The sequence below is a fragment of the Paraburkholderia gardini genome, from assembly GCF_907164545.1.
In the GTDB taxonomy this organism is placed as follows: domain Bacteria; phylum Pseudomonadota; class Gammaproteobacteria; order Burkholderiales; family Burkholderiaceae; genus Paraburkholderia; species Paraburkholderia gardini.
The window spans coordinates 263,458-280,159 of the sequence record NZ_CAJQZB010000001.1; the positions used below are offsets into that span (position 1 = coordinate 263,458).

Consider the following 16,702-nt stretch of genomic DNA (forward strand, 5'->3'; position numbering starts at 1 on the left):
CCGCGGCCGGGCTGACCTGAGCGGGCGGCGGTGAGAAGAAAACCACCGGCGACGGCGCTCGCATATTCATGTCCGCCCCGATGGGTTTTTAATGCCTTATTACTGCCAGCAGCTTTTCTGGCGTTGACGGTTTGCGTCAGGTCAGGCCGAAGCGCCGCTCTTCAGCGATTCGACCAGTTCGACATATTGCTGCTTCGCCGCGTCCTGCGGTGTGCCCTTGAGAGCGGTCCATGCGTCGTACTTGTATTTGCCGACGATGTCGGTGAAGCCGGGTTTGTCGCCGTGGACGTCGCCTTCGGTGGCCTGCTTGAACAGCGCGTACAGACGCAGCAGCGTCAGATTGCCCGGACGCTCCGGCAGTTGCTTCACATCTTCCTGGGCTTGCGCGAACAGCGCGCTAACGTTGCTCATGTCGCTCATCCTTGTTCTCCATGCGTGTCGAGGTCGGCCGGTGATCATAACAAGCTCAGCCGCGCATCCGGCTGGAGCGATTCCTCCAGACAGCGCGGCCCGGCCCGGGCGGCGATGGCGTCGCCGCTGGCAACGCCCAGAGATGTCCGGTGCGGTTCGCCTCCGGCAACGCGAGGCGTCGCATTACAATAGCGGTCATGACCCGAATCGTCCTGCTTGCCCTTGATACGTCGACCGAATTCTGCTCGGTCGCGCTTTTGTCCGCCGGTCCCGAGGTGGACACCGGTGCTTTGCCCGTCGATCCGGCCGCCGTTTCCTTGCGCGTCTGGGTGCGACATGAAGCGACGGGTCCCGTCTCCAGCACGCGCCTGTTGCCGGCGATTCGCGAACTCTTCGACGAAGCCGGTCTCGCGCTCGCCGACTGCGACGCCATCGCATTCGGCGCGGGCCCCGGTTCGTTCACGGGTCTGCGTACCGCGACGGGCGTCGCCCAGGGGCTCGCGTTCGGCCTCGATATTCCGGTCGTGCCGGTCGGCACGTTGCTCGCGTGCGCTGAAAGCGCGCGGCTGCGCGATCCGTCGGCGAACCGCGTGCTGGCCGCGCTCGACGCGCGCATGGACGAAGTCTACTGGGCGGATTACGCATGGGACGACGTGCAGCATGAGTGGCGCACGGTCCATCCGGCGTCGCTCGATGCGCCCGGCAACATGACGGTTCCCGGCGCGCCGTTTACGCTGGCAGGCAACGCGGCCGCGGCGTTCGGCGAGCGGCTCGTGGCGGCATCGCGCGCGCGCACGATCGATCGTGAAGCCGTGCCGCACGCGATGCCGGTCGCGATGGTCGCGCTGCGCGCGTTCCGCGCGGGCCGTACGGTGCCGGCGGATCAGGCCGCGCCCGAGTACATCCGCGACAAGGTTGCGCAGACCACTGCCGAGCGCATGGCCGCAAAGGCCGCGCAAGAGGCCGGAACCGCACCGGCCGCGCGGACCGTTCTGCGTGAGGGCCACCAATGAGCGGCGTGCTGCTCGCCGACCGCTACGTATCGCCGATGACAGAAGGCGATCTGGACGAGGTCGCCGCGATCGAGAAACTCGCGTATGAGTTTCCGTGGAGCCGCGGCAATTTCGCGGACTCGCTGCGCAACGGCTATTTCGGGATCTGCCTGCGTCACGTCACGGGCGCGCTGATCGGCTATTGCGTGCTGATGCCGGTGGTCGACGAAATGCATCTGCTGAATCTGTGCGTCGCACCTGCTTCGCAAGGCGCGGGTGCGGGTCTCACGCTGCTGCGAGAAGCGGTGCGCATCACGCGCGCCGGGAAACTCGATGGCCTGCTGCTGGAAGTCCGGCCTTCAAATCACCGCGCGATCCGTCTATATGAACAATTCGGATTTTCGTCGATTGGACGGCGCAAGAACTATTATCCGGCGCGACATCGCAGCCGGGAGGACGCCATCGTGATGCGTTTTTCGTTTGCAGGAGAGGGCGCAGATGACGTTCTCTGAATCCGCGCTGGAAGAACTCGGCCTCGCGCCGATGTGGGTGCGCCGCGGCATGCGGCCGTCCGTCGAAACGACCGCATCGGTCGAGGCAGTCAGTACAGCCAGCACAACCGAAGCCTCCGGTTCGGCCGGAACGACGCTTTCGCTACAGGACACGTCGCCGCGCGAAGCGGGCATGAGCACCCGCATTCAGCAACCGCCAGCAGGCGCGGACGAATCGGCATGGCTCGACGATGTATCCGCCGAACCCCCGGTCCTCACCCGGACAAACCGCATCGTCGTCGATGCGCAGGCAGACACCAGCACCAGCGTCGCCACGCTCGACTGGGATACGCTCAGTGCGCGCGTCGCTGCCTGCGAGCGTTGCCGTCTGTGTGAGAAGCGGACGAACACGGTCTTTGGCGTCGGCGATCGCAATGCCGACTGGATGCTGATCGGCGAAGCGCCCGGTGAAAACGAGGACCGTCTCGGTGAACCGTTTGTCGGCCAGGCGGGCAAGCTGCTCGACAACATGCTGCGTTCGCTGACGCTCGCGCGCGACACGAACGTGTACATCGCGAACGTGATCAAGTGCCGGCCGCCCGGCAACCGCAATCCCGAGCCCGACGAAGTCGCGCGCTGCGAGCCGTATCTTCAGCGCCAGGTATCGCTCGTGAAGCCGAAGGTCATCGTCGCGCTCGGCCGCTTTGCCGCGCAGAGCCTCTTGAAGACCCAGGCCAGCATCTCGTCGCTGCGCGGTCGCGTGCACGAATACGAAGGCGTGCCCGTCATCGTCACGTATCACCCCGCGTATCTGTTGCGCAGTCTGCCGGACAAGGCGAAAGCCTGGGCCGACCTGTGTCTCGCTCGCGATACGTGGCAGAAGACGGCCGGCGCGCCGCCCCGCTGATGAACGCCGCGCCCGGGCCGGTGGCGGATGCCGCAGCGCCGGGCGCGCGGTTCGACCTGTTGCGCGATGCTGTCGTACGTGATCTCGCGTGGCTGCTGTTCAGCCCGGATCTGTTGCGCGCGCAACCACCCGCTGGCATGCTCGCGCGCCTCTTTGAAACGCCGGCCGAAGAAGCGGCAACCGTCGCCTGGCTGCACGCGCTCGATGCCGATCCAGACAGTCTGCACCGGTATATCGCCGCGTCGCGGATCACGCGGTTAGGCCGTTACGCCGAGTGTCTGCTCAGCTGGTTTCTTCAACATGGGCCGGCCGCGCGGCTCGTCGCCGCGAACGTCGCGTTACGGCGTGCGGGTGTGACGCTCGGCGAGTGCGATTTTCTGGTGGAGACGGCCAGTGGCCGGCGTCTGCATTGGGAACTGGCCGTGAAGTGCTACCTGCATGCCGGCGACGGTCGCGCGCAACTCGCGGACTACGTCGGCCCGAATCTGCAGGACCGCTTCGATCTGAAACTGTCGCATCTTCTTGATCATCAATTGCCGCTCAGCGCGCGCGAAGAATTCGCGACGCTCGGGCATCGCGGCCCATGGGAGCCGGCGATGCTGATCAAGGGCTGGCTGTTCTACGGCGCGACCGGGAACGAAACGGGGGCGGGGCAGGAAGCGCCGCAGATCGATCCGGCCCACGCGCGCGGCTGGTGGGCGACCCGAGCGGACTGGCCGGCATTGGCGGCGACTCAGGCTGCTGCGGTGTGGAAGGTGCTGCCGCGTCTCGAATGGCTGGCACCCCGGCGTTACGAGGTGGGCGATGCAAGCGAGCCATCGCCGGAAACGATATTCGTGGATGCCGCCCCGCTACTCAATCAGATCGAACGGCAGACCGGTCCGACGATGGTGGCTTCGTTCGTACGCGATGAAGCTGGCCGGTGGATCGAACAGTCGCGCGGCTTCGTCGTGCCTGATGAGTGGCCGCGGCGCGGGCAGGCGTTCGCGCGTCAGTGACTGTGTTCGCCGGCGGCGCCACCGGCGTCCCGGAACTGGCGATGATCGACATCGCGTCTGACCGGCCCGGTCACGTGGGTACGATCAACAGCCGCCCTTACCACCAGCGATAAAAATGATGCACCGGCCCGACGCCACTACCGACGTCCAGCCGGTCGCTCTGTTCGAGCGCGCCGGTCAGGTACAGTTTCGCGTCCGCGACCGCGCTTGCCAGATCGCTTCGTTGTGGAATCAACGCCGCGATCGCCGACGACAGCGTGCAGCCCGTTCCGTGGGTATTTTTCACCGGCACGCGTGGGCCGCCGAGACGCAGCGTGCCGCTCTCCTGAATCAGCCAGTCGGGGCTGTCCGCAGAGGCGAGGTGGCCGCCTTTCATCAGCACCGCGCGCGCGCCGAGCGCGCGCAGCGCTTCGCCCTGACGGATCATCGCGGCTTCGTCGGTGGCGGCGGCTTCGCCCAGCAGCGCGGCTGCTTCCGGCAGGTTCGGCGTGAGCAGGGTGGCGAGCGGCAACAGTTCGTCGCGCACCGCCGCGACGGCGTCCGGGGCCAGCAACGCGTGATTGCTCTTCGAGATCATCACGGTGTCGAGCACGATGTGCTCCGGACGATAACGGCGCAACGCTTCGGCGACCGCATGCGCGATGCCGGCGTTGGCGAGCATGCCGATCTTGACCGCGTCGATCCGGATGTCGTCGAACACGGCGTCGAGTTGCGCCGTGATGAACGCCGGGTCCGGCGTATGGATCGCCGTCACGCCGCGCGTGTTCTGCGCGGTCAGCGCGGTGATGACGCTTGCGCCATATGCGCCGAGCGCGGAAAACGCCTTGAGGTCGGCCTGGATGCCCGCGCCGCCGCCCGAATCGGAGCCGGCGATCGTCAGGACGTGAGGAATTGCTTGAGTCATGGGAAGCGTGCGGAAAAGAAGAAGGACGCGTGTGGCCGGGGCAGGCGCGCGGCTGGCGTGCCGCGTGCCGTCAGTGCCTGACTTCGCCGATCAGCGCAACCGAGTCGAACGCGCGCTGGTTCGCCTGATGACGCCGCATCACGAACCACATCATCACGCAGACGAAGCTGCCGAACAGCACGATCACCGCCGACACCGGCACGTCGAGCCATACCAGCACAGCGTACAGGCACAGCATCACGAGCACCGACAGGTTCTCGTTGAAGTTCTGCACGGCGATCGAGTGGCCGGCCGAAAGCAGCACGTGTCCGCGATGCTGCAGGAGCGCGTTCATCGGCACGACGAAAAACCCCGAGAGCGCGCCCACGACCATCAGGAAGAGATACGCAATCAGCAGATAGCCCGGCACGTGCATCCGGCCGAAATAGATGCCCCAGTGCGCCGGGAACATCGACTTCGTATAGAACGCCATCAGCATCACGGCGATACCCATCATGATGCCGACCGGCAGCACCGAAAGCGACTTCTTGAGCGGCACCTTCCCGGCCGCGATCATCGCGCCCGCCGCCACGCCGACGGCCACGACGGCCTGCAGGATCGCACCTTCCGACAGCGACATGCCTAGCGACACCTCCGCCCACTTCAGCACGATGAACTGCAGCGTCGCGCCTGCGCCCCAGAAGAGCGTCGTGACCGCGAGCGAAATCTGGCCGAGCTTGTCGCGCCACAGCACCAGAAAGCAGTCGGCGAAATCGGTGACGAGCTTGATCGGGCCGCGCTCCTGTTTCGGATAGCGGGCGCCGGTGTCGGGAATGCGCAGATTGAAGAGCGCTGCGATCACGTAGAACACCATGATCACGAGCATCGCGGCTTCGGCGGGTGTATTTATCGTGGGAATGTGGTGCCTGAGGATCGGCGCGGCAATGTGCGGACTGATCAGCGCACCGCCCAGCACCGTGCCGAGGATGATCGACCCGACGGTCGTGCCTTCGATCCAGCCGTTCGCGGCGACGAGCCGGTCGGGCGGCAGCAGTTCGGTGAGGATGCCATACTTGGCCGGCGAGTAGGCTGCGGCGCCGAAGCCCACGATGCCGTAGGCAATCAGTGGGTGCGCGCCGGTCAGCATCGTGAAGCAGCCGAGCACCTTGATGGTGTTCGTGACGAACATCACGCGACCTTTGGGGCGCGAATCGGCGAAAGCGCCGACGAAGGCAGCAAGAACGACGTACGACAGCACAAAGAACAGCTTGAGCAGCGGCGTCATCCAGTTTGGGGCGTGAAGGTCTTTCAGCAGCGCAATAGCAGCAATCAGGAGCGCATTGTCAGCCAGCGACGAAAAAAACTGCGCGGCCATGATGGTGTAAAAACCTTTTTTCATCTGATGCGATGCTGTCCTCGCTGCGGTCCGTCCGCCCCGGCCGTGTGCAAAGTGTCCGGGCTTATGCCGTTCGAAATGGGTTGTGCGCACGGCTTTATATCATGAAAATAGGCGCATTCAGACTAGCAGAATCCTCGATCGCACCGTCCGGCGGCCTCCGGCGCGCTGAAAACGCCGTGTAAGCTCCTGATTCGCAAGCGTCTTTACGAAAATATCCCATGCCGCGTCCGCTCTCAGCCACCATTCATACCTCCGCTCTCGCCAACAATCTTGCCGTTGCCCGCCGTTATGCGCCGAAGTCCCGCATCTGGGCCGTCGTCAAGGCCAACGCATATGGACACGGGCTCGCGCGCGTGTTTCCGGGCCTGCGCGCCACCGATGGTTTCGGCCTGCTCGACCTCGAAGAGGCCGTGAAGTTGCGTGAACTGGGTTGGGCCGGTCCGATTCTCCTGCTCGAAGGCTTCTTCCGCCCAACGGATATTGACGTTATCGATCGCTACAGCCTGACCACGGCGGTGCATTCCGATGAACAGATGCGGATGCTGGAAATGGCGCGGCTGTCGAAGCCGGTCAATATCCAGCTCAAGATGAACAGCGGCATGAACCGGCTCGGGTACACGCCGGAACGCTACCGGGCTGCGTGGGAACGGGCGCGTGCCTGTCAGGGTGTCGGCCAGATCACGCTGATGACCCATTTTTCGGATGCGGACGGCGAGCGTGGCATCACGTATCAGATGGAAGCGTTCGAGCGCGGCGCGCAAGGCATTGCCGGCGCGCGCAGCCTCGCGAACTCCGCGGTCACCCTGTGGCATCCGGAAGCGCACTTCGACTGGGTGCGACCCGGCATCATCCTGTACGGCGCGTCGCCGTCGGGCGTTACCGCCGCGATCGAGGGCACGGGGCTGCAGCCCGCCATGACGCTTGCCTCCGAGCTGATCGCCACGCAGATGGTCTCGGAAGGCCAGACAATCGGCTATGGTTCGACGTTCGCCGCGCGTGGGCCGATGCGTGTCGGCGTGGTTGCCTGCGGTTACGCGGACGGCTATTCACGCACGGCGCCCGAAGGCACGCCGGTGATCGTCGACGGTGTGCTGACACGGCTTGTCGGACGTGTGTCGATGGACATGATTACCGTCGACCTCACGCCATGCCCGACAGCGAGTGTCGGCTCGCGCGTCGAACTGTGGGGGGCGGCACTCCCGATCGACGATGTCGCGCGGGCTTGCGGCACGATCGGTTATGAACTGATGTGCGCCGTCGCGCCGCGCGTGCCGGTGCGCGCCGAATGACTTTTCCGATATGGACAGGCAGAAAACGCAGTAACAGGAAGGCGCGTGGCTAAACAGAAAACGTTGTACACCTGCACCGAGTGCGGCGGGCAGGCGCCTAAATGGCAGGGGCAGTGTCCGGCGTGCGGCGCGTGGAACACGCTGGTGGAAACCATCGCGGAATCGGCTTCGGCAAACCGCTTCCAGTCGATTGCGAAAAATGCGCCGGTTCAGCGTCTCGCCGATATCGAAGCCTCCGATGTGCCGCGGTTTTCGACCGGCGTCAGCGAATTCGATCGCGTGCTGGGCGGCGGCCTCGTCGCGGGTGGCGTGGTGCTGATCGGTGGCGATCCGGGCATCGGCAAATCGACGCTGCTGTTGCAGTCGCTCGGCGAAATCGCCAGCGAACGACGCGCGCTCTATGTGAGCGGCGAAGAATCCGCGGCGCAGATCGCACTGCGCGCGCAGCGGCTTTCGCTGCTCGATCCGCAATCGAAGGCGGGCGAACTCAAGCTTCTCGCCGAAATCCAGCTGGAGAAAATCCAGGCGACGATCGAGGCCGAGCGGCCCGACGTGGCCGTCATCGATTCGATCCAGACGATCTATTCCGATGCACTGACTTCGGCGCCGGGCTCCGTCGCGCAGGTCCGCGAGTGCGCGGCGCAACTGACGCGTGTCGCCAAGCAGTCGGGCACGGCGATCATCATGGTCGGGCACGTGACGAAGGAAGGCAATCTGGCCGGCCCGCGCGTGCTCGAACACATTGTCGATACCGTGCTGTATTTCGAGGGCGACACGCATTCGTCGTTTCGCCTCGTGCGTGCGTTCAAGAACCGCTTCGGCGCGGTCAACGAGCTTGGCGTGTTCGCGATGACCGAGCGCGGCTTGCGCGGCGTGTCGAACCCTTCCGCGCTGTTTCTCTCGCAGCACGAGCAGACGGTGCCGGGTTCGTGTGTGCTCGTCACGCAGGAAGGCTCGCGGCCGTTGCTGGTCGAAATCCAGGCGCTGGTGGATACCGCACATGTGCCGAATCCGCGCCGGCTGGCGGTCGGACTCGAGCAAAACCGTCTGGCGCTGCTGCTGGCCGTGCTGCACAAGCACGCGGGCATCGCGTGTTTTGACCAGGACGTGTTTCTGAACGCGGTGGGCGGCGTGAAGATCACCGAGCCGGCCGCCGATCTCGCGGTGCTGCTCGCAATCCAGTCGTCGCTGCGCAACAAGCCGCTGCCAAAGGGCCTGTTCGTATTCGGCGAAGTCGGTCTGGCAGGCGAAATCCGGCCGTCGCCGCGCGGCCAGGACCGGCTGAAGGAAGCCGCCAAACTGGGGTTTTCGATCGCCGTGATTCCGAAAGCGAATGCGCCGAAACAGCCCATCGACGGCTTGCGCGTGATCGCCGTCGAACGGATCGAGCAGGCGATCGACCAGGTTCGTGAGCTTGACTGAATCATTTTTTGTCAAGGACGTGCCTTGTGATCAGGCACTTTTGCCGGGTAATCAGCGGTAAAGGTCTCTACACCGTCTGTAACCCGAAGGACACAGGTTTTCCTTATCCTGCCCCGGTTAGCAGTCCGTCATGGGCGGAAAAGGAACGCGTCTTGAAACAGTCTCATGAATCGTCGGCCGAGCCTCTCGTGAACCTGCGCGGCTGCCGCGTGTCGGAGCCGATCCGGCAACCCTGGGGTGGCCGCGGCTGCCGTATTGTCGAATGGGTCGATACGACCGGGCAGATTTCGCGGCGCGTCGTGGCGGAAGACGTTACCGTCGACGAAGTGCGCGCCACCATCGAGCATCACGTGGAAGGCCGCAAACACGTTCTGATCGACGACGAGCGTGAGCCACGGCAGACCTTGCCGCGTCGATAGGGCGCCAGCGTGCCAGCGTTAGCCGCGTGGTTTCCCGGTCTGGGCATCAAAGATCGTCGGCGCTGTCCTGCTGCATCGCAAAAGCCGGATTGAAAAGCGGATGGCGCGCCGCTTCCGCGGGCGTCAGCACGGGCGAAATGCAGCAGTCGAGCGGCTCCAGCAGGGCAATCCAGTCTTCCAGCGTCTGGCCGGCGATGATCGCGGCCAGTTCCTGCGTCAACGCGAGCGCATCCGGACCGCCGATCGCCTGGCCGAGGCTCCAGTGCCGCTCCGCCCACTCCCGGCGGTCGAGCGCCACACACAACGTTTCCCAGAATTTCAGTTCGAGCGCGCCAATGGCGAGCCAGCGGCCGTCGTGCGTGCGGTACAGGTTATAGCAGGGCACGCCGCCGTTCAGCAGTCCGCCGCCCGCGCGCGACCCTTCGCCTTCGTCGGCGAGCGCGACCTGCGCGATGATGTTATTGGCGTGCGACGCATGGGTCATCGATATGTCGATAAACCGGCCGTTGCCGCCGCGCGCGACGTGCCAGAGCGCCGCGAGCATTTGCGTGACGGCGGACAGCGCGCCGCCCAGCAGGTCGGCGATCTGGAAGTTCGGCACGATCGGCGTGCCGTCGCGGGCGGCAAGCTGGTCGAGTACACCCGCATACGCGATGTAATTCAGATCGTGTCCCGCGAAGGTCGAGAACGGGCCGTCGGAGCCGTAGCCTGTGATCGCACAGTAAACGAGCTTCGGATTTTCCACGCGCAACAGGTCGTAGCCGACGCCGAGCCGGTCCATGACGCCGGGCCGGAAGCTCTCGACGAGCACGTCCGCTTCATGCGCGAGCGCGCGCAGCACGTTGCGACCGGCTTCCGATTTCAGATCGAGACGCGTCTCGCGCTTGCCGCGATTGATGATGCGATAGAACGCACCGGGCCGGCCCGCGAGCCGGTCGGCGGTGCTTTGCATCATCGTGCGCGTGTAGTCGCCCGCGCCGGGCGCTTCGATCTTGAGAACGTCGGCGCCCAGTTCGGCAAGCCGCAACGTCGCCACGGGGCCGGGTAACAGGCGCGTCAGATCGAGTACGCGCAAGCCTTTCAATGCGGGGGGAGACGACAAGACCAACCTCTCATCGATGCCGGCGCGGTCCCGGTTCGAGCGCCGCTAGCCGATCTGTTCAAGTTCCTCGTGCTTTTCGAGCCATTCGGCTTCGAGTGTTTCGAGGCGTGTAGAGACTTCCGCCTGCCGACGGATGGCATCCGTCAGTTGCGCTTTGCGCTCAGGCTCATAGCTGGACGGATCGGCGACGAACGCGTCGAGCGTCGCTTTCTCCGTATTCAGCATATCCATTTCCTTTTCGATCTTCGTAATGCGCGACTGCAGCGGCTTTTTCAGATGCGAAAGCTTCTGCCGCGTTTCCGCTTCGAGCCGCCGCTGTTCCTTCCGGTTAACGGCCGCATCCGCGCCGGATTCAGTGCCGCCCGTGCCGTTACTGGCTTTGGCGGCGGCGCGCTGGTCGGCGGCGTGCTGCAGGAGCCAGTCGCGATAATCGTCCAGATCGCCGTCGAACGGCTGCAGGCGGTGTTTCGCAACGAGCATGAACTGGTCGGTCGTCGCGCGTAACAGGTGCCGGTCGTGCGAGACGAGGATCAGCGTGCCCTCGAACTGCGCGAGCGCCATGGTGAGCGCGTGACGGGTTTCGAGATCCAGGTGGTTGGTCGGTTCGTCGAGCAGCAGCAGATTGGGCTTTTGCCAGATGATCAGCGCGAGCGCGAGCCGCGCCTTCTCGCCGCCCGAAAACGGCGTGATGGCGGCGGTGGCCATGTCGCCGGAAAAATTGAAGCCGCCAAGAAAATCGCGCAGTTCCTGTTCGCGTGTATCGGGCGCGAGCCGGGCCAGATGTTGCAGCGGCGAATCGTCGGGCCGCAGCGTTTCCAGCTGGTGCTGCGCGAAGTAGCCGATGCGCAGTCCCTTGCCTTCGCGCACATGGCCGCCGAGCGCTTCAAGCGTGCCGGCGAGCGTCTTGATCAGCGTCGACTTGCCCTGGCCGTTCGCGCCCAGCAGGCCGATGCGCTGCCCGTTCTGGATCGACAGCGTCACGTGCTGGACGATCGGAATCTCGACGTGCTCTTCGGTGCGGTAACCGCAACGGACGTCTTCCATCACCATCATCGGATTCGGCGCCGAATCGGGCGTGCGAAACTCGAACGTGAACGGCGACGACGCATGCGCGGGCGCGATCAGTTCCATGCGTTCGAGCGCCTTGACCCGGCTTTGCGCCTGACGTGCCTTCGTGGCCTGCGCCTTGAAGCGGTTGATGTAGCTCTGCAGATGCTCGACCGTTTTCTGCTGCTTCTCGTACGCGCTTTGCTGCAGCGCGAGCTGCTGTGCCCGCAGGACTTCGAACTGCGAGTAATTGCCGCCGTAGCGTTTGATCTGCTGTTGCTCCAGATGCAGCGTGACGTTGCACACGGAATCCAGAAACTCGCGATCGTGCGAAATCACGATCAGTGTGCCAGGGTAACGGTGCAGCCAGTCTTCGAGCCAGACGATCGCGTCGAGGTCCAGGTGATTCGTGGGTTCGTCGAGGAGCAGCAGGTCGGAGCGGCACATCAATGCCTGCGCGAGGTTCAGCCGCATGCGCCAGCCGCCTGAGAAGCTGCCGACCTGCTCGCGCGTCTGTTCGAGCGTGAAGCCGAGGCCCAGCAGCAGTGCCTCCGCACGGGCGGGCGCGGTGTAACCGTCGGCGTCGGCGAACGCCGCGTGTGCTTCGCCCTCGGCGGCGCCGTCATGGGCGGCCGAAGCGGCCGCAATGCGCGCTTCGATGGCCCGCAGCGCCGCGTCGCCGTCGAGCGTCCAGGCGAGGGCGGTTTTGTCCGCGGCGGGCGTTTCCTGGGCGACGTGGGCGATCTGCCACGAGGGCGGCATCGCAAAGTCGCCGCCGTCCGCATGCAGTTCGCCGCGCAGCACGGCAAAGAGCGTGGATTTGCCCGCGCCGTTCGCACCCACGAGCCCGGCTTTCTCGCCGGGGTTGAGGGTGAACGAGGTCTGTTCGAAAAGCGGCTTGGTGCCGCGCGCGAGGGTGAACTGGTTGAAGCGAATCACAGGATGGCCGGCGGGGAAAAACCGCTATTCTAGACTGCGCGGGAAAATGGAGGCATCGGCCGTCTGGCCAGATGTCGCGTCAGGCTATTTAGCTTAGACTGAGCGCTTTCCGGGGAAAGTACATGACTTCGATCTACACGTTTTCCGCGCGCACGCTGGGTGGCGACACAATCGGGCTGGATCGCTATCAGGGCAAGGTGCTGCTGATCGTCAATACGGCCAGCCAGTGCGGGTTCACGCCGCAATACGCGGGGCTGCAGAAACTGCAGGACGACTACGCGTCGCGCGGGTTCGAGGTGCTTGGTTTTCCGTGCAACCAGTTCGGCAAACAGGAGCCGGGAGATGCCGCGCAGATCGGCAGCTTCTGCGAAACGAATTACGGCGTGTCGTTCCAGATGTTCGACAAGATCGACGTGAACGGCGCGGATGCGCATCCGCTCTACAAATATCTGACCGGCGAAGCGCCTGGCCTCCTGGGGCTCGAAGCCATCAAGTGGAATTTCACCAAATTCCTGATCGGGCGCGATGGTACGGTGCTGAAACGCTATGCGCCGCTGACGAAGCCCGAATCGATCACCGACGATATCGAGAAGGTGCTTTAGTTTCGCCGGCGGTTTTGCTGTCGTCTGAGGTGTCCGGCGTCGAGGGGCAAAGCGTTGAACCTTGACCATGCACGCGCCGGCCGGAAATCGCGCAAAGCTACAAAACCGGCGAGAACAGTCTCGCCACGTGCATCGCAACCCGTCGCCAGGCTGGGGCCTTCCAGAATTCGTCCCGGTTGATCTCGAATGCGTCCTGGAAATCGCGCATCAGCATCGCTTCGACTTCGGCGGCGAAGCCACGGTCGACGGTCAGCACCATGATCTCGAAGTTCAACCTGAACGAGCGGTTATCCAGGTTTGCGCTACCCACTGCCGCCGCGACGCTGTCGATCAGCACGACTTTCTGGTGCAGAAAACCCGGACGGTAGCGAAAGATGCGCACGCCGGCACGCACGGCGTCGTAGGCGTACAGCTTCGACGCTTCGAAGACCACGATATGGTCGCGCCGGCACGGAATCAGGATCCGCACATCCACGCCGCGCATGGCCGCGAGCCGCAACGCGGCGAACACGGCTTCGTCTGGAATCAGATAGGGCGTCGTGATCCAGATGCGCTCGTGCGCGGCGTTGATCGCTTCCACGAAAAAGAGCGAACAGGTTTCCTGTCGGTCGGCAGGCCCGCTTGGGATGACGATGCAATGCATGCCTTCACCGGCGGGAGTGACGGTATCGGCGGCGGGCACGTCGAATTCGGGAACCTGCTGCGTCGCCCAGTACCAGTCTTCGACAAACACGAACTGGATGCACGCGACCGCGGGGCCGCGCACTTCGATATGTGTGTCGCGCCAGGGTGACAGCGGTGGATGGCTGCCGAGATACTCCACGCCCACATTGTGGCCGCCGACAAACGCGCACTCGCCATCGACCACGACGATCTTCCGGTGATTGCGGAAATTGACCTGGAAGCGGTTGACGAATTTCCGGTTCGTGGCGAAAGGATGCACCTCGATGCCACCGGCTCGCAGTGCCGAGGTATACCGGTGCGGCAGATCGAAACTGCCGATGCTGTCGTAGAGAAAGTAGATGCGTACGCCTTGCGCCGCTTTCGCGAGCAGGGCGTCCTTCAGCATTTCACCCAGCGCGTCCGCGCGCACGATGAAGAACTGGACGATCACATATTTTTGCGCCGCCTCGATGGCGTCGAAAATCGCGGCGAACGTCGCTTCGCCGTTGACGAGCGTGCGCACCTGGTTGCCGGGCAGGAATGGCATGCCGCCAAGCCGGGTCAACGAACGGATGACGCGCTGGCCGAGTTCGTCGGTTGGGCGCCCACCGGACGAATCCAGCGCGTCCCATTCCTGCGGGTGCGCGAGCGTGCGAAGCGATTCGTTTTCCAGCCGGCGCGCGTCCGCGTAGCCGCGAAACTTGCTGCGCCCGAGAAACAGGTACGGCACAAGCGTGAAATACGGCATGGCCACGAGCGACACGGCCCAGGCGATCGCGCCTTGCGAGGTACGGGTATAGAGGATGGCGTGGCAGGCAGCGATCACGCCCAGCAGGTGAGCGAGCGCGATCAGACTGCCGACATGAAGCAGGTCGAATTGCATAAGTGTCCGGAATATTCCCGGGGCGCTCCGGGTGGGGCGCCGAGGGCAATTCCGCCATCTTACCGAACCCGGTTGGCGGCCGGTCGGGTTCGTTGCATTCGCATTGATTCAGGCCGGCCGCGCGCGACAAGTGGCGCGCGATCTTGCCACGATCTGCTGAAAAGCGTCAGGACGGAAGGTCGGAAGCCTGGATCAGGAACACGTTGTCGTCGCCGGCGCTTGTCGACAGCCAGACGAGGTCGAGACCGCCAAATGCCGCTTCGACGTTCGCCCGCTCGTTGCCGATTTCGACGACGAGCACGCCTTCGTCGGTGAGCCAGTTACGCGCTTCGGCGATGATGCGACGCACGATGTCCATGCCGTCGGTGCCGCCCGCAAGCGCCATTTCAGGTTCATGTTTGTACTCGGCCGGCAGCGATGTCATCGATTCCGCGTTCACATACGGCGGATTCGTGATGATCACGTCGTAACGGCGCTCGGGCAGCGGTGCGAACAGATCGCCTTCGAAAAGTGCGATACGGTCGTCAAGCTCATATTCCTGCACGTTCTTCGTCGCGACTTCGAGGGCCGGGGCCGACAGGTCGACCGCGTCGATGTCCGCGTTCGGGAACGCGTAAGCGGCAAGAATCGCGAGGCTCGCCGATCCGGTGCACAGTTCGAGGACCGCGCCGACCTGCTCGGGGTCCTCGACGTACGGTTGCAGGCCATCCTGCAGCAGTTCGCCGATAAACGAGCGCGGCACGATGACCCGTTCGTCGACGTGAAAGCGGAAGCCGTGCATCCACGCTTCCTGCGTGATGTACGCGGCGGGCACGCGCTCGACGGCGCGCCGCTCGATCACGCGCAGGATCGTTTCGATCTCCGGTGAGGTCAGCTTCGCGTCGAGGAACGGGTCGAGCAGATCGAGCGGCAGATGCAGCGAGTGCAGGATCAGATACGCGGCTTCGTCGTAGGCGTTTGCCGAGCCGTGTCCAAACGACAGCCCGGCCTGATTGAAGCGGCTGACGGCGAAACGCAGCAGGTCGCGCACGGTGGAGAACGGAAGGGTCATGGTGGTCTCGGGTCAGGCGATCAGTTGTTCGAGCACGCGGCGATACACGTTCTTGAGCGGTTCGACGAAGGCGACTTCGATGTGTTCGTCGATCTTGTGGATGCTGCCGTTCGGCGGCCCGAATTCGACGACCTGGTCGCAGATGCGCGCGATGAACCGGCCGTCGGACGTTCCGCCGGTGGTCGAGAGTTCGGCGGTGACGCCGGTTTCGTCCTTGATGGCACGGCCGAGCGCGTTCGACAGGTCGCCGCGCGGCGTGAGAAAGGGCAGGCCGCTGACGCTCCACTTCAGGTCGTATTCGAGCCCGTGCCGGTCGAGAATGGCGTGCACGCGGCGCTGCAATCCCTCCACTGTGCTCGCCGTCGAGAAACGGAAGTTGAACTGCACGTCGGCGTGGCCCGGAATCACGTTGCTCGCGCCCGTGCCGCCATGGATGTTCGACACCTGCCATGTGGTGGGCGGAAAGTATTCGTTGCCATCGTCCCAGCGTTCAGCGACCAGTTCGGCGAGCGCGGGCGCGAGCAGATGAACCGGATTCTTCGCGAGATGCGGATACGCGATGTGGCCCTGCACGCCCTTCACGACGAGCTTGCCGGACATCGAGCCGCGCCGGCCGTTCTTGACCATGTCGCCTAGCGTTTCGCTCGACGTCGGCTCGCCGACGATGCAGTAATCGAGCCGTTCGCCACGTGCCTGCAGGGCTTCGACGACCTTGATCGTGCCGTCGGTGGCCGGGCCTTCCTCGTCGCTCGTGATGAGGAAGGCGATCGATCCGCGATGTTCAGGATGCGCGGCGACGAATTCCTCGCTCGCCACCACGAAGCCGGCGATCGACGTCTTCATGTCGGCGGCGCCGCGGCCGTACAGCTTGCCGTCGCGATGCGTCGGCTCGAACGGCAGCGACGTCCATTGTTCCAGCGGACCGGTCGGCACCACATCGGTATGGCCGGCGAACGCGAGCAGCTTGCCCGCGGTGCCGTCGACACCGCGTTTCACGGCCCACAGGTTCGTGACGCCGTGCGATTCGATCGTCTCGCATTCAAAGCCGATTGCCGAAAGACGCTCGATGAGCAGGTTCTGGCAATGCTGGTCGTCGGGCGTGACGGATGCGCGCGCGATCAGTTGTTCAGTAAGGGCAAGCGTGCCGGACATGTTGGAACCAACCACCTGGGATGAAAAAATGCCGGCGCGCACGCCGGCAACA

16 protein-coding genes are annotated in these 16,702 nt (G+C 64.4%); 8 read left to right on the forward strand and 8 right to left on the reverse strand.

Translation table 11 applies throughout. From position 1 onward, the window contains the following. Window positions 1-141 precede the first annotated feature (141 nt). The gene (locus tag LPA37_RS01155) at window positions 142-411 is read right to left on the reverse strand and encodes an acyl-CoA-binding protein (protein WP_228977869.1); all 270 of its coding nucleotides are present in this window, start codon (window positions 409-411) and stop codon (window positions 142-144) included. Between the two features lie 197 nt (window positions 412-608). Between LPA37_RS01155 and tsaB the strand changes: the two genes are divergently transcribed. The 4 genes from tsaB to LPA37_RS01175 are packed head-to-tail and all read left to right on the forward strand — an operon-like array spanning window position 609 to window position 3,799. Then, window positions 609-1,424: a tRNA (adenosine(37)-N6)-threonylcarbamoyltransferase complex dimerization subunit type 1 TsaB gene (tsaB, locus tag LPA37_RS01160; RefSeq protein WP_229011089.1), complete on the forward strand. Its 816-nt coding sequence runs from the start codon at window positions 609-611 to the stop codon at window positions 1,422-1,424. Beyond that, on the forward strand, window positions 1,421-1,915 hold the full coding sequence (gene rimI / locus LPA37_RS01165; RefSeq protein ID WP_228977639.1) for a ribosomal protein S18-alanine N-acetyltransferase: 495 nt from the start codon (window positions 1,421-1,423) through the stop codon (window positions 1,913-1,915). The genes tsaB and rimI overlap by 4 nt, the downstream gene beginning before the upstream one ends. Further along, complete coding sequence (locus LPA37_RS01170) at window positions 1,902-2,801, forward strand: uracil-DNA glycosylase (protein WP_228977637.1); 900 nt, start codon at window positions 1,902-1,904, stop codon at window positions 2,799-2,801. The genes rimI and LPA37_RS01170 overlap by 14 nt, the downstream gene beginning before the upstream one ends. After that, window positions 2,801-3,799, forward strand: a complete 999-nt coding sequence (locus LPA37_RS01175; RefSeq protein WP_229011209.1) for a DUF1853 family protein — start codon at window positions 2,801-2,803, stop codon at window positions 3,797-3,799. Before LPA37_RS01170 ends, LPA37_RS01175 begins: the two co-directional genes overlap by 1 nt. Window positions 3,800-3,896: 97 nt before the next feature. Here the strand turns inward: LPA37_RS01175 and thiD are convergent, their stop codons facing one another. Further along, window positions 3,897-4,703, reverse strand: a complete 807-nt coding sequence (thiD, locus tag LPA37_RS01180; RefSeq protein ID WP_228977635.1) for a bifunctional hydroxymethylpyrimidine kinase/phosphomethylpyrimidine kinase — start codon at window positions 4,701-4,703, stop codon at window positions 3,897-3,899. A 70-nt stretch (window positions 4,704-4,773) separates the two neighbouring features. Continuing rightward, window positions 4,774-6,081 carry a lysophospholipid transporter LplT gene (lplT, locus tag LPA37_RS01185; RefSeq protein ID WP_228977633.1) on the reverse strand — a complete coding sequence of 436 codons (1,308 nt, stop codon included), beginning with the start codon at window positions 6,079-6,081 and terminating at the stop codon, window positions 4,774-4,776. A gap of 218 nt (window positions 6,082-6,299) precedes the next feature. Here lplT and alr point away from each other — a divergent pair, with 218 nt between their 5' ends. The 3 genes from alr (at window position 6,300) to LPA37_RS01200 (ending at window position 9,211) form a co-directional block, all read left to right on the forward strand. Then, window positions 6,300-7,370 (forward strand): alanine racemase, encoded by a 1,071-nt coding sequence (gene alr, locus LPA37_RS01190; protein WP_229011091.1) that lies wholly within the window; start codon window positions 6,300-6,302, stop codon window positions 7,368-7,370. Between the two features lie 45 nt (window positions 7,371-7,415). Next, a complete protein-coding gene (radA, locus tag LPA37_RS01195) occupies window positions 7,416-8,792 on the forward strand; it encodes a DNA repair protein RadA (RefSeq protein ID WP_228977629.1) in 1,377 nt (458 codons plus the stop codon). 152 nt (window positions 8,793-8,944) lie between these two features. After that, the gene (locus LPA37_RS01200) at window positions 8,945-9,211 is read left to right on the forward strand and encodes a DUF2866 domain-containing protein (protein ID WP_228977623.1); all 267 of its coding nucleotides are present in this window, start codon (window positions 8,945-8,947) and stop codon (window positions 9,209-9,211) included. Between the two features lie 46 nt (window positions 9,212-9,257). Here the strand turns inward: LPA37_RS01200 and LPA37_RS01205 are convergent, their stop codons facing one another. Then, a complete protein-coding gene (locus LPA37_RS01205) occupies window positions 9,258-10,313 on the reverse strand; it encodes a CaiB/BaiF CoA transferase family protein (RefSeq protein ID WP_228977621.1) in 1,056 nt (351 codons plus the stop codon). 45 nt (window positions 10,314-10,358) lie between these two features. Further along, on the reverse strand, window positions 10,359-12,299 hold the full coding sequence (locus LPA37_RS01210) for an ATP-binding cassette domain-containing protein (protein ID WP_229011093.1): 1,941 nt from the start codon (window positions 12,297-12,299) through the stop codon (window positions 10,359-10,361). A gap of 122 nt (window positions 12,300-12,421) precedes the next feature. On the opposite strand from LPA37_RS01210, the gene LPA37_RS01215 reads away from it, so the two are divergent. After that, entirely contained in the window at window positions 12,422-12,901 is a 480-nt protein-coding gene (locus tag LPA37_RS01215; RefSeq protein WP_228977618.1) for a glutathione peroxidase, read from the forward strand. A gap of 97 nt (window positions 12,902-12,998) precedes the next feature. On the opposite strand, the gene cls is transcribed toward LPA37_RS01215, so the two are convergent. The 3 genes from cls to dapE all read right to left on the reverse strand — a co-directional run bounded on the left by cls (window position 12,999) and on the right by dapE (window position 16,650). Continuing rightward, a complete protein-coding gene (gene cls, locus LPA37_RS01220; protein WP_228977616.1) occupies window positions 12,999-14,447 on the reverse strand; it encodes a cardiolipin synthase in 1,449 nt (482 codons plus the stop codon). Window positions 14,448-14,613: 166 nt separating this feature from the next. Continuing rightward, window positions 14,614-15,498 carry a 50S ribosomal protein L3 N(5)-glutamine methyltransferase gene (gene prmB, locus LPA37_RS01225; RefSeq protein ID WP_228977615.1) on the reverse strand — a complete coding sequence of 295 codons (885 nt, stop codon included), beginning with the start codon at window positions 15,496-15,498 and terminating at the stop codon, window positions 14,614-14,616. Window positions 15,499-15,510: 12 nt separating this feature from the next. Then, window positions 15,511-16,650 (reverse strand): succinyl-diaminopimelate desuccinylase, encoded by a 1,140-nt coding sequence (dapE, locus tag LPA37_RS01230; protein WP_228977865.1) that lies wholly within the window; start codon window positions 16,648-16,650, stop codon window positions 15,511-15,513. Between the last annotated feature and the right edge of the window lie 52 nt (window positions 16,651-16,702).

Excerpts from the sequence above, each read along its gene's own strand:
- LPA37_RS01155 (WP_228977869.1), bottom strand. The coding sequence starts at position 411 with ATGAGCAACGTTAGCGCGCTGTTCGCGCAAGCCCAGGAAGATGTGAAG.
- tsaB (WP_229011089.1), top strand. The coding sequence starts at position 609 with ATGACCCGAATCGTCCTGCTTGCCCTTGATACGTCGACCGAATTCTGC.
- rimI (WP_228977639.1), top strand. The coding sequence starts at position 1,421 with ATGAGCGGCGTGCTGCTCGCCGACCGCTACGTATCGCCGATGACAGAA.
- LPA37_RS01170 (WP_228977637.1), top strand. The coding sequence starts at position 1,902 with ATGACGTTCTCTGAATCCGCGCTGGAAGAACTCGGCCTCGCGCCGATG.
- LPA37_RS01175 (WP_229011209.1), top strand. The coding sequence starts at position 2,801 with ATGAACGCCGCGCCCGGGCCGGTGGCGGATGCCGCAGCGCCGGGCGCG.
- thiD (WP_228977635.1), bottom strand. The coding sequence starts at position 4,703 with ATGACTCAAGCAATTCCTCACGTCCTGACGATCGCCGGCTCCGATTCG.
- lplT (WP_228977633.1), bottom strand. The coding sequence starts at position 6,081 with ATGAAAAAAGGTTTTTACACCATCATGGCCGCGCAGTTTTTTTCGTCG.
- alr (WP_229011091.1), top strand. The coding sequence starts at position 6,300 with ATGCCGCGTCCGCTCTCAGCCACCATTCATACCTCCGCTCTCGCCAAC.
- LPA37_RS01215 (WP_228977618.1), top strand. The coding sequence starts at position 12,422 with ATGACTTCGATCTACACGTTTTCCGCGCGCACGCTGGGTGGCGACACA.
- cls (WP_228977616.1), bottom strand. The coding sequence starts at position 14,447 with ATGCAATTCGACCTGCTTCATGTCGGCAGTCTGATCGCGCTCGCTCAC.
- prmB (WP_228977615.1), bottom strand. The coding sequence starts at position 15,498 with ATGACCCTTCCGTTCTCCACCGTGCGCGACCTGCTGCGTTTCGCCGTC.
- dapE (WP_228977865.1), bottom strand. The coding sequence starts at position 16,650 with ATGTCCGGCACGCTTGCCCTTACTGAACAACTGATCGCGCGCGCATCC.